Origin of the sequence: Chryseobacterium sp. JAH, from assembly GCF_001507335.1 — a bacterium.
Taxonomy (GTDB): domain Bacteria; phylum Bacteroidota; class Bacteroidia; order Flavobacteriales; family Weeksellaceae; genus Chryseobacterium.
The window spans coordinates 161,434-176,361 of sequence record NZ_LMAH01000004.1; the positions used below are offsets into that span (position 1 = coordinate 161,434).

The window sequence follows — 14,928 nt, forward strand, 5'->3', positions numbered from 1 at the left end:
ACTATTAAAATAAACTATGGAAGTTATAAAAAACAAAAAAACGCTTCAGGATTTTATTGAAAGACAAAGAGAAATGGGTAAGAAAATAGGTTTCGCTCCCACTATGGGTGCGCTGCATAAGGGTCACCTCTCTTTATATGAAGCTGCAAGAGCGGAAAATGACTTGGTTATTTCTTCGATATTTGTAAATCCTACACAGTTTAACAATGCTGAAGACCTAAAAAAATACCCCCGAGATACAGACCGAGACATCAAGATTCTCGAAACATCCGGTTTGGTTGACGCCGTTTACATTCCGGAAGTACAAGATATCTATCCTGAAAAAGCAGAAAGCCAGCGTTATGATTTTGACGGTCTGGAAAATGAAATGGAAGGAAAATCACGTCCCGGACATTTCGATGGCGTGGGAACTGTAGTTGAAGAACTTTTCAGACAGGTAAAACCAGATAATGCCTATTTCGGCGAAAAAGATTTTCAGCAATTGGCGATTATTAAAAAGATGACCGAAAAGAAAAAACTCCTCATCAACGTTCACGGAGTTGATATCTACAGAGCAGAAAACGGATTGGCGCTGAGCTCCAGAAACCAAAGACTTTCTGAAAGCAGAAGAGAAGACTCCAAAGTTATTTATGAGACACTCGTAAAAGTGAATGACTGGTTCAGAACCTTATCTATTCCTGAAATTAAAGAAAGAGTAAAAGATATTTTTGACGACCAGGTTGGAATGCAGATGGAATATTTTATGATTGCGGATGAAAACACTCTGAAAGAAACCGATTTCTTTTATAAAGATAAATCGTACAGAGCATTCATTGTAGTAATGGTAGACGGAGTGAGATTAATCGATAATATACATTTAGATTAACCGATTCCACAAAAAATCAAAGGCTTCCGGAAGGAAGCCTTTGAACACCAAATCACAAAATATTAATATGAAAAAAATTTACTTTTCAGTAAACTTGTGACCCGGCTGGGATTCGAACCCAGGACCCATACATTAAAAGTGTATTGCTCTACCAGCTGAGCTACCGAGTCGGTCTTGTTTTTAGATTTGATAAATTTAAAATAAATTTTAGAATTACCAAACTTTTTTTTGCAGTGCCTGCGACTGGACTCGAACCAGCACATCCTTAGGAAACCACCCCCTCAAGATGGCGTGTCTACCAATTTCACCACGCAGGCAAAAAAATTATACAAATTATAATATTTTTGCTAGTGACCCGGCTGGGATTCGAACCCAGGACCCATACATTAAAAGTGTATTGCTCTACCAGCTGAGCTACCGAGTCGGTCACTTTATTATCAAGTTTCAGTGTTAAGTAATGTCCCTTGTTTTTAGTGGTGCAAAGATAGGACTTTTTTCATTATCTCAAAACTTTTTCGCAAATTTGTTTAAAATAAATTCATGATAATTTCACTAGTCGGATACATGGGAAGTGGCAAATCTCACATTTCCAAAATTTTAAGCGAAAAAATAAATTTTAAATTAATTGACCTTGACAGGGAAATTTCTAGGAGAAATAAATTAACGATCCCCGAAATCTTTGAAAAAAAGGGAGAAATCTACTTTCGAAAGCAAGAAAGAGAAATTTTAGAAGAGCTTTTAGCTACAGAAGAAAATATCATCCTGAGCTTAGGAGGAGGAACGCCTGTATATTACAATAATATGGAAATCATCAACCATAATTCTAAAAGTATATTTCTCAGAACATCTATCAATACTTTAATAGAAAGAATTTCAAAACAAAAAGAAAAAAGACCTTTGATTGCTAATATTTCAGACGAAAACCTCCCTGAGTTTATTGCCAAACATTTGTTTGAAAGAAATCAATTTTATAGTAAAGCCCAGTTCATCATCTCCACCGATGCTAAAGAACCGGAGGAGATCATGAATGAAATTATTGAAAAGCTATATTTATGATTCCTTCTCGTCTTCTTTTTCTGAATCGTTCTCACCAAAAAAGTCATCCCAATCTGTAAAATCTGAATCTACATCATTCTCTACATAGCCGTCGATTTCTCTTCTGTCTTTTTTTGTAGGTCGTCCTTCGCCTCTGTCGCGGTAATAACTTTGGGACATTTTGCGCAGTTTTAGCAATTCATACTGCTCTTTGTCGGTAACATCTTTAATGTGGAGCGAAACTAATTTTGCTCCAATTCTGCTTTTGGGGATTTGTATGACTTTTATTTTATAATCAATCTGATTTTTACGGATCTTAATTACATCACCCTCTTTTACCTCTTTAGAAGACTTTACTGCAGACTCTCCTATCGCTACTCTATTCTTTTTGATCTCGTCGGTAGCAATACTTCTGGTCTTGTAAAAACGAATACTCCATAAAAATTTATCTATTCTCATATTTTTTTATACTTTTGCCGTTATATTATTTGTAAAGTAATTAAAGTTTTTGAAATGAAAAAAATATTTTTATATATCCTTGCGGGATCTTTGTGTTTTTCCGCTTGTAAAAAAGATGATGAGGTACAAACTTACGTAGAGCCTGAAGATATCAATGTACAGAATTCTTATGACAATGAGGCCATCCAGAAATTCTTAGATAACAATTATCTCGACTCGCAAGGAAACATCAAAGCATTCAGTAGTACCGATACAGCAGATGATAATGAAGTAAAATTAAAGAATCTTAATCCACAGACAACTCCTTCTGGAGCTATCTATATTATCCGAAATAATGCACAGCCTAACCCTGGAACTATTATTGGTAACACAGATGTCATGAGAATTATGATGAGAGCAAAAGCATATCTTGCTGGAAGCAGTGATGGTAATATTAGCTTCCTTACTAATACCAACTTCTCAGGATACAGTCCTCTAGATGAAACTGGCAGTCCCATTTCAGACCCTATTTTTTACTATGTGAAAAATTCTACACTGAATGCTGCATCTGCAACTGCTGCAAAGCAGAGAAGCTATTACGAAATGGAAGGTTTTCAAGAGGCTATCAAAATGTTCAAAGCGTTTAACTTGGCAGATTCTGAAAATTATAATCTGCAAGGGGTTATTATTGTACCTTCTAGAGCTGCCTTCGCAAGAGATGCCCATTTTTCTTTTGGAACTCAGTATTCTTCTCCATTTAGAAATACTACTTTCATATTCAATCTCCAAGTTTACAAAAGTTCAGCAAGAAATATGTCTACTCAAGACTAATTAAATAAATAAAAAAATAAAAAAAATGCTTCGTTTTGCGAAGCATTTTTTTTTATTTCCTTACACCTCCCAAAATATCAGGAAAGTAATTGTCTGACAAATGTTCGAATTCGTCACCCCGCATAAACATTGACGCATCTACTTCTTCATACGAATCTCTTCCAGCTGCTGCAATCAATTCATTACAGGTATGTAACGTATTTTTATGAAAATGATAAACCCTTTCTGCTTTATCTGTCACATCGAGACCTTTGATCAGCATTTTATCCTGTGTAGCAACTCCAGTGGGACAATTGTTATTGTTGCATCTCAAAGCTTGAATACAGCCTAGAGAAAACATAAATCCTCTCGCATTGTTACACATATCAGCTCCCATTGCAACTGCGCGTAAAATATCCAAACTCGTCAGAACTTTTCCGCTGGCAATCACTCGCAGTTTATTCCTTACATTATAATTTTTAAGTGTTTTATTTACAAAAATCAATGCAGGCTCCAAAGGCATCCCTACTCCATCAGAAAATTCCGGCGGTGCTGCTCCAGTTCCTCCTTCTGCCCCATCAACCGTAATAAAATCGGGATAAATTTTTAAGACATTCATCTGAACGCATATATCTTCAAATTCTTTGGTATCACCGATACAAAGCTTAAAACCAACCGGCTTCCCTCCAGAAAGTTCTCTTAAATGCTGTACAAATTTCAGCAAACCCGCTGCATCCGAAAAAGACGAATGTGAAGGAGGAGAAACAATTGTAAGCCCAGGTTGTACATGACGAATTTTTGCAATTTCCGGAGTATTTTTCACGCCTGGTAAAACTCCACCGTGGCCAGGTTTTGCACCTTGAGACAATTTTATCTCAATCATTTTTACATTCGCCAGTGTTGAATATTTTGTAAATAATTCAGGATTAAATTTTCCTTCATCGTCTCTGCATCCGAAATATCCAGTACCAATTTGCCAGCATAAATCTCCTCCTTCCATGTGATGCGGAGAGATTCCACCTTCACCGGTATTATGATAAAAATTTCCTTTCTTTGCGCCTCTGTTTAACGAAATCTGTGCTCTGTCACTTAAAGCTCCAAAACTCATCGCAGAAATATTAAATAATGAAGCATTATATGGCTGTGTACACTGTTCACCTCCAACCAAAACTCTTGGCAGCTCTTCTTTTGGAGATTTAGCATAAATGGAATGTTTAATTCCTTCATATTTCCTATGGTTGACTTCCAATTGAGTTCCGAAAGGCACAGTATCACTCAGATTCTTTGAACGTCTGTACACCGCTGAACGCTGATTCCTTGGGAAAGGTTTCCCGTCGGTTTCTCTTTCAATAAAATACTGTTGCATTTCTGGAGAAATATCTTCAAAAAAATATCTAAAATATCCCAAAACAGGAAAATTTCGAAGAATAGCATGCTTCGTTTGATAGGTATTATAAACCCCCAATGCATATACTGCCGTCAAAAATATTGGAATCCAGTAATGAGCTTTGATAAGTACGGCCACAACCCATGTCACAATGACCAACACCAAACCCCAAGATAAAAACTTATCTCTCATAAAAATGTAGATTTAAAATCGTTAAAGAATAAATTTAGTTGAAATAAAGCAAACAGACTATGCTTTTGCTAAAAAACTTTCGTAAGAAGACTGCACAGAAACCGTGCCATCAGGAAGGATCTTTTCTAAATTTAAAAATTCAATCTGATTGACAGATGACGAATCAAAATCTTTTTGCACCCTTACATAATTTTCGGTGAAGCCGAACATTTTGCCGTCTTTATTTTCATGCTCCCAAAGAACAGGAAGCGTTTGCCCAAGCTGAGTCTGATAGAAAGACATTTTCTTCTTTTCGGAAAGAATTCTGAGCATTTTGTTGCGTCTTTTCCTTTCAGGAATCGGAACTGCACCATCCATTTCGGCCGCCTCTGTATTTTCTCTTTCAGAATAAGTGAAAACGTGCAGATAACTTATTGGAAGTTCATTCAGGAAATTATAGGTTTCCATAAATAACTCTTCAGTCTCCCCCGGAAAACCAACAATTACATCAACACCAATCGCTGCATGAGGCATGACCTCACGAATTTTATTGACCCTGTTGTTGTACAATTTAGTGAGATAACGACGTTTCATTTTTTTCAATAATTCATCGCTTCCCGATTGCAACGGAATGTGGAAATGCGGAACAAAACTTTTACTTTTAGAAACCAGTTCGATGCTTTCGTCTTTCAAAAGATTTGGCTCTATCGATGAAATACGGATTCTTTCGATGCCTTCAACCTCATCCAACTCTTTAATCAAATCTAAAAAAGTATGCTCATGTCTTTTGTTTCCAAACTCACCTTTTCCGTAATCACCAATGTTGACACCGGTTAAAACAATTTCTTTGATGTCTCGGGCTGCAATTTCCTTTGCATTTTTCAAAACATTATCGATGGTGTCTGAGCGTGAAATTCCTCTGGCTAATGGAATTGTACAGTAAGTACATTTGTAATCACAACCATCCTGAACCTTTAGAAAAGCTCTGGTTCTGTCTCCTATCGAGTAACTTCCGATAAAAAAATCAGTTTCTTCAATTTCACAAGAATGTACCACTCCTTCGCTTTCAGATTTTTCTAAATCATCCAGATAGCTCAGAATATTGAATTTTTCTTTAGCACCAAGTACCAAATCTACTCCTGTTATCTGTGAAATTTCTTCGGGCTTCAGCTGCGCATAACAACCGACAACCACCACCAAACCTTCAGGATTGGCTTTCATTGCACGTTTTACGTGAAGTTTGCATTCTCGATCAGCGTTTTCCGTAACCGAACAGGTATTGATAACATACACATCTGCTTTCTCATCAAAACTTACCTTATCGTAACCAGCGTCTGTCAATTGACGAGCAATGGTAGATGTTTCTGCAAAATTTAATTTACAGCCAAGGGTGTGGAATGCGGCAGTTCTGTGAAAGTGAGACATTTATTGTTCTGAATTTTGTGGGTGCAAAGATAATAATTTAAAAACTAACCGTAAATCAATTCGATCTATACTTTATAATCATCCCGTACTTCAAGACTGTTTACAAAACAAACGGAAGAGAAATTTTGAATTTCATCCTCATCATTTTTCTGCAGATCTCTGATACATTGTTCTCTGATATCCCAAATTTCGTCCAACGCGTATGGAATATTTTCAATAGCTAACCATTTTTTCAGAAAATCTATATGAAATGATTTTTTCTCACCAGCGATTTCATTGAATTCTATTTCCTTTTCAATCAATAATTTATTTTTAAACTGATCATAATTTGAATTTGGTTTTGTAAAATCAAAATATTCATCGTCTATTTTCAAATAATTGTGAGCTTCGGGAATATACCTTAGTCCAAATTTTTCGAGCGTATTATGAATTTCCTGAGTGTATTCTGAATCCATCTTAAATATACCGAGAAATAATTTTACATCTTGTTGATTATTTTCAAAAGCTAATTTTCTCAACGATGCGTGTTTTGTACTGCAGGTTCCTCCAAAATCATTAAAAATACAGAGAATATTATTTTTATCGAAATTCCTTTTGTACGGCAATCCTGCAATGTATTTGCAGGCAGAATGGAAATCCCTGATGCTTATCCTACAAAACTTATCAGAAACAACTCCTTCGTGCTCATGTATTGTGAAATTTTTCATTTTTTTTAAAATTTACTTCCGATTAAATCAATTCAAATATGAATTTCAGTTGTAATAGGATAATAAAAACCAATTTAGTGTTTTTCACGTATATAAATGTAAATTGCATCCTATGAATTGTAAGATCAGCCATTTTATGCAGGATTTAAATTCCTTGAATATAGAAAAGCTTGAAAAATGGTTTACTGATGAAACTGTAATCTGGATTCCGCCAGCAAAAGAAATTTCAGGAAAAAATAGAATCTTAGCTCTGTTCAGAGCGATCTTCAGACGTTATGAAAAAATTGAATGGAGTGTTTCTGAAATTTTCCATTTAGGTAACAACAAATATTTTTACCAAACCAATTCTCTCGGCAATATGTCAGGCCGAGGAAGTTATAAAAATGAAATTTGTACTATTATTCAGTTTTCGGAATGCGGCAAAATCCTTTATCTCTCCGATTATTTTAAAGATACAAAAGTTTTTAATTAGCAGAAGCCATCTCTTTCAAGATGGCTTCTGTTAGGTATGACGCTGAATGATTAATTTCTATTTTTAACCAAAATCCATCCTGAATATTTGATAGGAGCATTATTTCTCTTAGGCTCATTCCATGTAAATGAGAACCAGTAATTCCCGGTAAGGATCTTTTTATTTCCTGCTGTTCCGTCCCACTTGTAATTCTTAAATTGATCTGCTTTAAACATCATATTTCCATAACGGTCGTAAATGGTAAATACAAGATTATGCTTATTTGCCAATGCAGAATAATCTACGTAATCATTTGATCCGTCACCATTTGGTGTAATGGCATTAACAATATTAGGAACAGTAATTTCAACATTCACTTCGTGACAGTTGTTAGAGTCTTTTATATAAACCATATGTTCGCCTCTTTTCACACCGGTAAAAATATTAGAATCCTGCCAATTTATATTATCCATAGAATATTTATAGGGCGCTTTTCCTCCTTTTACATGAACAACAACCTTTGCAAAGGAAATATCTATACTTGAAACGATAGGCTGAGTGTAAGGCAAAACTTTTACATTTTGCATTGCGAAACAGTTTCCTGTTTGAAGTTTCACCCAGTAATTCCCTACAGACAAACCGGAAACCACTTGTGTAGTTGCCCCAGTACTCCACTCGTACGAAGCAAAACCAGGTCCGGCGTCAAGAGTAGCGAGGCCATCTATACAAATTACCTGATCTTTTAAAACAGTAGAATATACCTGCGAGGTTATCTTTAAAGTAATTTTCACAATTGAATAACAGCCGGCAATATCAGCCACTTTCACATATACAACTCCCGGTCCTGAAACATATGCTGTAGACGGAGAAATAGGATTTGTACCTGCCTGTGCAGCTGCCAGTGTTGAGTAATATGATTTTATGACACCGGGCTGTGTTGTGACATCAGCCAAATTAAGATTAAACGTGGCTACATTTGCATTATTATCTTGCGCACAAGCTTCTAAACTACCATCGTAGGCAGGAAATGATCCTAATTTAAACTTAAAAATACCGATCTCCCTACAGAAATTCATCGGATTATTGGGATTAGCCGGATCCTGATAATGAATGCTGTAGTAATAAAGTGAAGTTATATTTACCGAAATTGGTGTAGTAATAGGATTGGCTCCTGATATGGCATCGTTTTGAGTTGTATGATAAGTAACGATGAAATTTTGATTATTATTTAAAATCCCCGGAGAGAGTACACTGAAATTAAAGATAGAAGGATTGTTACAAATTAAAACTTCATTGGGGTTTGACGGATTTGCCGCAGGAGTTCCCGGAGCAATAAAAGGATAAGGATGCAATACAGGATTGGTAAATGGTGTAGTCAAAGTAGCTGTCCCACCCCAAGTGAGTGAAAAAGGAGCTACCGTTGTACTCAAAGCACCTACCCAGTTGTCTAAAAACAGATAATAAGTTTCCCCTGCTATAACATCCAGATACCGACAGTAGGGTGTTAAAGATCCACCCGCGGCACTTGTTAATGTACTGGTCATATTCAAGCCGGTTGCTGGGCCTGGCCCTATTGTTGTGGCCGCATTACATCTAATCGGTGAGCCTAAATTTCCACAGACTGCATTTGGACCAAAAATCGCCCAGTCATAATCTGCATCTGGAGCGGTAGGAACAAGATTAAATGTCAATGTTCCACTTGTTGCAATCGTAATTTTATACCAAATGGAATTATGTTCTCCGGAAGTGATACAATCACCAATAGTTTCACTCACATTTCCAACTCCAGTAGGGCTGTAAGTAATCGTAGAATTACCACAGACAGAAAGTGCAGTAGAACAGTCTGCCTGTGCATGAAATAAGGTTGATAATAAACAGAAAATCAGAAGTATATTTTTTTTCATATCTAAATACATTAGGTGCATATCAAAATTAAACAATTATTTGAAACATCACAATCAAAACCTATATAACTTAAAACAAATTTGTTAAATTTTAATAATTATTAATGAAATCAAATAACCTTACGACTTAATACTCGTCAAATTGCCACAGAGATTTTCAAGATGAAAAATTTTATGAAACGGGCTTTTCACTTCATTTAAATGTTCTCTATCCTGAATAAAAGTGTAACGTGATGCCAACGAATTCATATCAGAAACAATCACAAGCCAGCATTCGTCAACTGTTCTGTCATAGTATGGAAATTTCTCATTTTTCTTATCAATTATTTCTAAAATTTTTTCAGAACACAACTCATCAAAAAGATTCATATTATATTCATGAGTAATAAAAACGTTTCTCCTGTGAGAAGATTTCCTGATGCTTTTCACACACCCAACCGCTTTATTTTTTTTGATACTTTTAAAAATACTAAGGATAATTTCCTGCTGCTGCTCAGAAGTATCAAATTTCAGATGAGCATGAAAAGACAAAAAATAAACACCACGATATTTCGTGGTGTCTTCTTGTTCTAGTAATATTTCTGCCTGACGGAATATTTTATTCAAATTACTCTCAACCTTCTTCATTTCAAGATGATTGATGACTTCGGTTAATTCTATTCCAATCTTTTTGTTGTTAAATTTTGCGATAAAGTCCGGGCTTTCGCAGGTAAGATTTTCGAAAGTAACTTCAGGGAAATGGTGCATAAAAGAATTCAGCAGCAAAATTTCTGCTTTCTTCTTATATTTTTCTCTGTCGTGAAGCGGAGATGCGTCGATTGTACGGTGATATTTCTCCATCGGCTTCTTTTTCAGATGGCGATTTAGATAATATAAACTCAGATTCTTGATTAAATCTTCATCAGAAAAAAGTTTTTTCATAACTGGAAGTTTTTGATTATCAAAAATTTATATTTAAAGGTAGTTAAAAAAACTATGCAACAGAGATATTTAAAAATAATTATTAGTTAATTAATGTAAAGTTTATTTTCTTAATCAATACCTTTGATTCTTTTAAACACAATAATTGAATTTTTATGGATTTTAATAATTTTAAAATACCTTACAGCATCAACGAAAAATATTCTACAAAAGTCGCCTACTTTTCTATGGAATTTGCCCTTGAGCAGGTTTTAAAAATATATTCTGGCGGACTCGGTTTTTTGGCAGGCTCACACATGAGAAGTGCATACAATCTTAAACAGGACCTTATCGGAATCGGAATTCTTTGGAAATTCGGTTATTATGACCAGGCCAGAAACCACGATCAAACACTGCAGCCCACTTGGACGAAGAAAATGTACAGTTTTCTTGAAGACACTGGAATAAAATTTCAGATTGAAATACACAGTGCACCGGTTTGGGTAAAGGTTTGGTATTTAGATCCTGAAATTTTCCATACGGCACCGATGTTTTTTCTTTCTACGGATGTTCCGGAGAATGATCATATCTCAAAAACCATCTGTCACAAGCTCTATGATGCCAACGAATCTACAAAGTTGGCTCAATATATTTTGCTGGGAAAAGGTGGTGCAAAACTATTGGACGAACTTAATGTAGAAAGAGATGTTTATCACCTGAATGAAGCACACGGACTTCCTGCAGCATTTTATTTACTGAAAAAATACAACGGAAACCTTCAGAAAGTAAAAGAGAAATTAGTTTTTACCACCCACACTCCTGAAGAGGCCGGAAATGAAAAACACAATCTGAAATTATGCTACGATATGTCGTATTTTTCAGGTTTAAGCATGGAAGAGGCGAAAAAACTGGAAGGTTCTGACGGTGAATTGTTTAATCATTCTCTTTGCGCCTTGAAAATGGCAAGAATTGCAAATGGAGTATCTCAGCTTCATGGCGTAGTTTCCAGGGCAATGTGGAGTAAATATCCGGGAATTTGTGAGATTAAATCAATCACCAATGCTCAGGAATTCAAATATTGGGGCGATAAAAATCTCTATATCGCAAAAGACGAAAATAATGATACCATTTTTGATTATCGCAAAAAGCTTTTAAAGAAAAGATTATTTAAAATAGTAGCCGACCAAACCGGAAATTTGTTTGATCCAAACATTTTTACAATTGTTTGGGCACGAAGATTTGCAGGTTATAAAAGAGCAGATTTACTTTTGCATGACAAAGACAGGTTCAGAAAATTATTAAACAATCCAAAATATCCGGTACAAATCATCTGGGCAGGAAAACCTTACCCAATGGATTATTCTTCAATTTCAACCTTTAATACTTTGGTTGAGGAAAGTAATAATCACAAAAACATGGCAGTTTTGACGGGCTATGAGCTCTCTTTGAGCAAATCTCTGAAACAGGGTTCTGATGTTTGGCTCAATAACCCGAGGGTTCCCAGAGAAGCATCTGGAACATCTGGTATGTCTGCTGCGATGAACGGATCTGTCAATTTATCAACCGATGACGGCTGGATTCCTGAATTTGCAAAAAATGGAGAAAACGCTTTCGTAGTGCCCAAATGCGATTATGAAAACATGAGTATTTACGAACAGGATAATTACGATTTAAATAAATTATATGAAATTCTGGAAAATGAGATTCTTCCAACTTATTATGACGAGCCAAAAAAATGGAGAAAGATTCAGCAGAATGCAATGAACGACGTTAAAGACCAGTTCAACAGTGACCGAATGGCTGATGAATACTATCAGCTCCTATACAATGCAAAGAAATAGATGATCAATAAACGGTCTGTGAAATAAATTTCACAGACCGTTTTTATCTGTCGTTATTTTCTCCTCTTCTCACCTCATACCTTCAGCCCTCGTCTGGGACTTAAGATATTCAATCAATGGAAACCTATTGACCATTTCTTCAGGATGATTTCAGCTTTCCTTCTTTGAATTCATCACTAGCTTTTCCATGAGTCTTTGCCGAGTATTAGTATTGCTTGCGAAACCTATTTTTAAGATTTGGACGCCGAAACACCTATTTCATAAACATGTGCATGCTTCAAATATTTCGAACGCTCTCTTGAGGTTACGGATTCAAGACGATCATTTTTAATGACAATAATGGGATCTTCAATATTCTCAATTTCAAAATTAGCAAAATATCTTTCCTCGGGACTTGTTTTATCCTGACTTGCTTTAATTTTCTGAAGTTCATCAGCATATTTTCTGAATCCTGGATCAGAAGAATGAATAAATTTATACTCATCTCCAGCATCAACAAAATAATGTAATTTTCTCTCAATTAATCCTGCTTCATCGGTAATCTGAGGATTATCATTTCCATCTTTGAAGCCTACCTCAACCAAAGTTCCACCGATTCGATTTCCATACTCTTGCGCATCACTAAAACTTGAAAAACCTGTGTAAACTGTTTTGTTTTCCATCTCGTATCTGTTCAGTTTCTGATTTTGGGCATTCGTTTCCATAATTATTTAATTTAGTAATAAAACTATATTCAATTTTACTGCCAAACACTTTATGTAAAAGCTTTTTTTGTAATTTGATAAAATTACTATCTTTGGATTCCTTTATTATTAAAAATGAGAAAACTTTTACTTACACTTAGTCTTGCTGTTGTATTTCAAAATATTTCAGCTCAGGAAATTACTTTAGATAAGATATATTCAGGATATTACCGCGGGAAAGGCATTGCCGGAATCACTTCTATGAAAAACGGTGAAAATTATCTGGTCATCGAGCAAGGAGGAATTGCCAAATATTCTTATAAAACATCTCAAAAAGAGGGTAATTTAGTCGATGGAAATTTCGAAAGCTATGAATTCTCTGATGATGAGTCTAAAATTCTTTTATTAAAACAAAGCCAACCTATTTACAGACATTCTTTTTTAGGCGTTTATGATATTAAAGATTTAAAATCAGGGAAAACGACCAGCCTGAATGAAGGAAAACCTGTTCAGGAGCCAAGATTTTCTCCGGATGCTGCAAAGATATCTTTCATTGTAGACAATAATTTATTTTATCAGGATTTAAATTCAGGAAAGATCACACAGATTACACAACATGGTGTAAAAAATAAAGTTCTGAATGGTTTGGCAGACTGGGTTTACGAAGAGGAATTTGGCCATGCAAGATTATATGAGTGGACCAAAAACTCTGCAGATATTCTTTTTGTAAAATTGGTAGAAACCGATGTTCCTGAAATTTACATTCCACTGTATGGTAAATCACTTTATCCTACAGAAATGCGTTATAAATATCCTAAAGCAGGAGAAAAAAACTCTGTTGCATCCGCACACATTTATCATTTGGCTGATGGTAAAAAGACAAAAGTAAACTTAGATCAATTTAAGAACTACTATATTCCCAACGTTATTCAGACATCAAATGCTGATGAAATCGTTTTGATTACATCACAGAGAACGCAGAATGCTTCAGATGTTTTAAAAGTCAATACAAAAACTGGAGAAGCCACCAAGCTGTTCACAGAAACTGACGATAAATGGATCGACACAGACAATGTAACTCTTGAGTTTTTGGAAGACAACAGTTTTCTTTGGGGATCTGAAAGAGATGGAAACCGCCATTTGTATTGGTATGACAAAGACGGAAAACTAAAAAAACAGGTTACAAAAGGAAACTGGGAGGTAACAGATTATTACGGTTACAACTCAAAGTCTAAAGAAATATTCATTCAGACTACTGAAAAAGGAAGCATTAATAAAGTGGTTTCCAAAATCAATATCCAAAATGGAAAAACGCAGCTGATTTCAAATACGGAGGGAAACAACTCGGCGAATTTCAGCAAAAACTACAATTATTTTATCGAAACTTCATCGACAGCTTCAAAACCCTACACTTTTGTTCTAAAAGATGGTAACGGAAAACAACTGAAAGAACTTCAGAACAACGATGATCAGCTTAAAAAGTTGCAGGCTGATAATTTTGCTGTAAAAGAATTTATCACGATTCCTAACGAGGCAGGAGATCAGATGAATGCATGGATTATAAAGCCTAAAAACTTTGATCCAAATAAAAAATATCCATTATTTATGTTCCAGTATTCAGGTCCGGGATCTCAACAAGTATCCAATTCTTGGGATAACGGAAATGCACTTTGGTTTGAAATGCTGGCTCAAAAAGGGTACATCATCGCTTGTGTTGACGGACGTGGAACAGGTTTCAAAGGAGCTAAATTTAAAAAAGTTACCTATAAAAATTTAGGAAAATACGAGATTGAAGATCAGATTGCTGCTGCAAAATGGTTGGGAACTCAAAAATATATCGACAAAACAAGAATTGGGATTTTCGGATGGAGTTTCGGTGGATACATGGCAAGTTTGGCAATGACCAAGGGCGCCGATGTTTTCAAAACCGGAATTGCAGTTGCACCAGTGACCAACTGGAGATATTATGACTCAGTGTATACCGAAAGATTTTTGTTAACACCACAAGAAAACCCTGCTGGCTATGATGACAATTCACCGACGACGTATGCTAATTTATTGAAAGGTAAATTCTTATTAATCCACGGAACTGCTGATGATAATGTACATTTCCAGAATTCTATGGAGTTTTCCGAAGCTTTGATTCAAAATAAAAAACAGTTTGAATTTATGGCGTATCCTGATAAAAACCACGGAATTTATGGTGGACAGACAAGACCCCAATTGTATCAAAAAATGACGGATTTTATTTTGGAGAATTTGTAGTAAGCCAATTTAAACTAAAAAAAAATAATTATATGTTTAACCTTTC

The 14,928-nt window shown here is 35.4% G+C and carries 13 protein-coding genes and 3 tRNA genes; 6 read left to right on the plus strand and 10 right to left on the minus strand.

Annotated features, from left to right (window positions below):
- Positions 1-16 precede the first annotated feature (16 nt).
- Positions 17-865 (plus strand): pantoate--beta-alanine ligase, encoded by an 849-nt coding sequence (panC, locus tag AR685_RS11490; protein ID WP_059124647.1) that lies wholly within the window; start codon positions 17-19, stop codon positions 863-865.
- Positions 866-962: 97 nt separating this feature from the next.
- On the opposite strand, the gene AR685_RS11495 is transcribed toward panC, so the two are convergent.
- The 3 genes from AR685_RS11495 to AR685_RS11505 form a co-directional block, all read right to left on the minus strand.
- Positions 963-1,035: transfer RNA gene (locus AR685_RS11495), tRNA-Lys, on the minus strand.
- Positions 1,036-1,099: 64 nt separating this feature from the next.
- Positions 1,100-1,182 (minus strand) — tRNA-Leu (locus tag AR685_RS11500).
- A 34-nt stretch (positions 1,183-1,216) separates the two neighbouring features.
- Positions 1,217-1,289 (minus strand) — tRNA-Lys (locus AR685_RS11505).
- Between the two features lie 116 nt (positions 1,290-1,405).
- Between AR685_RS11505 and AR685_RS11510 the strand changes: the two genes are divergently transcribed.
- Positions 1,406-1,921, plus strand: a complete 516-nt coding sequence (locus AR685_RS11510) for a shikimate kinase (RefSeq protein ID WP_059124648.1) — start codon at positions 1,406-1,408, stop codon at positions 1,919-1,921.
- Here AR685_RS11510 and AR685_RS11515 read toward each other — a convergent pair.
- Entirely contained in the window at positions 1,916-2,359 is a 444-nt protein-coding gene (locus tag AR685_RS11515) for an RNA-binding S4 domain-containing protein (RefSeq protein ID WP_047446707.1), read from the minus strand. The genes AR685_RS11510 and AR685_RS11515 overlap by 6 nt on opposite strands.
- Positions 2,360-2,413: 54 nt before the next feature.
- On the opposite strand from AR685_RS11515, the gene AR685_RS11520 reads away from it, so the two are divergent.
- The gene (locus AR685_RS11520; protein ID WP_059124649.1) at positions 2,414-3,169 is read left to right on the plus strand and encodes a hypothetical protein; all 756 of its coding nucleotides are present in this window, start codon (positions 2,414-2,416) and stop codon (positions 3,167-3,169) included.
- Between the two features lie 52 nt (positions 3,170-3,221).
- On the opposite strand, the gene AR685_RS11525 is transcribed toward AR685_RS11520, so the two are convergent.
- From AR685_RS11525 to AR685_RS11535, 3 genes are all read right to left on the minus strand, one after another.
- Entirely contained in the window at positions 3,222-4,727 is a 1,506-nt protein-coding gene (locus AR685_RS11525) for an FMN-binding glutamate synthase family protein (RefSeq protein WP_059124650.1), read from the minus strand.
- A gap of 57 nt (positions 4,728-4,784) precedes the next feature.
- On the minus strand, positions 4,785-6,131 hold the full coding sequence (gene mtaB, locus AR685_RS11530; RefSeq protein ID WP_059124651.1) for a tRNA (N(6)-L-threonylcarbamoyladenosine(37)-C(2))-methylthiotransferase MtaB: 1,347 nt from the start codon (positions 6,129-6,131) through the stop codon (positions 4,785-4,787).
- A gap of 65 nt (positions 6,132-6,196) precedes the next feature.
- Complete coding sequence (locus AR685_RS11535; protein WP_185113246.1) at positions 6,197-6,838, minus strand: hypothetical protein; 642 nt, start codon at positions 6,836-6,838, stop codon at positions 6,197-6,199.
- 112 nt (positions 6,839-6,950) lie between these two features.
- On the opposite strand from AR685_RS11535, the gene AR685_RS11540 reads away from it, so the two are divergent.
- Entirely contained in the window at positions 6,951-7,310 is a 360-nt protein-coding gene (locus tag AR685_RS11540) for a nuclear transport factor 2 family protein (RefSeq protein ID WP_082002148.1), read from the plus strand.
- 50 nt (positions 7,311-7,360) lie between these two features.
- Here the strand turns inward: AR685_RS11540 and AR685_RS11545 are convergent, their stop codons facing one another.
- Positions 7,361-9,193 carry a T9SS type B sorting domain-containing protein gene (locus AR685_RS11545; RefSeq protein ID WP_059124670.1) on the minus strand — a complete coding sequence of 611 codons (1,833 nt, stop codon included), beginning with the start codon at positions 9,191-9,193 and terminating at the stop codon, positions 7,361-7,363.
- A 120-nt stretch (positions 9,194-9,313) separates the two neighbouring features.
- Positions 9,314-10,114: a hypothetical protein gene (locus AR685_RS11550; protein ID WP_059124652.1), complete on the minus strand. Its 801-nt coding sequence runs from the start codon at positions 10,112-10,114 to the stop codon at positions 9,314-9,316.
- A gap of 155 nt (positions 10,115-10,269) precedes the next feature.
- On the opposite strand from AR685_RS11550, the gene glgP reads away from it, so the two are divergent.
- On the plus strand, positions 10,270-11,934 hold the full coding sequence (gene glgP / locus AR685_RS11555; protein WP_059124653.1) for an alpha-glucan family phosphorylase: 1,665 nt from the start codon (positions 10,270-10,272) through the stop codon (positions 11,932-11,934).
- A 230-nt stretch (positions 11,935-12,164) separates the two neighbouring features.
- On the opposite strand, the gene AR685_RS11560 is transcribed toward glgP, so the two are convergent.
- Complete coding sequence (locus tag AR685_RS11560) at positions 12,165-12,638, minus strand: hypothetical protein (protein WP_047446721.1); 474 nt, start codon at positions 12,636-12,638, stop codon at positions 12,165-12,167.
- A 114-nt stretch (positions 12,639-12,752) separates the two neighbouring features.
- On the opposite strand from AR685_RS11560, the gene AR685_RS11565 reads away from it, so the two are divergent.
- Positions 12,753-14,882 (plus strand): S9 family peptidase, encoded by a 2,130-nt coding sequence (locus AR685_RS11565; protein ID WP_059124654.1) that lies wholly within the window; start codon positions 12,753-12,755, stop codon positions 14,880-14,882.
- Positions 14,883-14,928 lie beyond the last annotated feature (46 nt).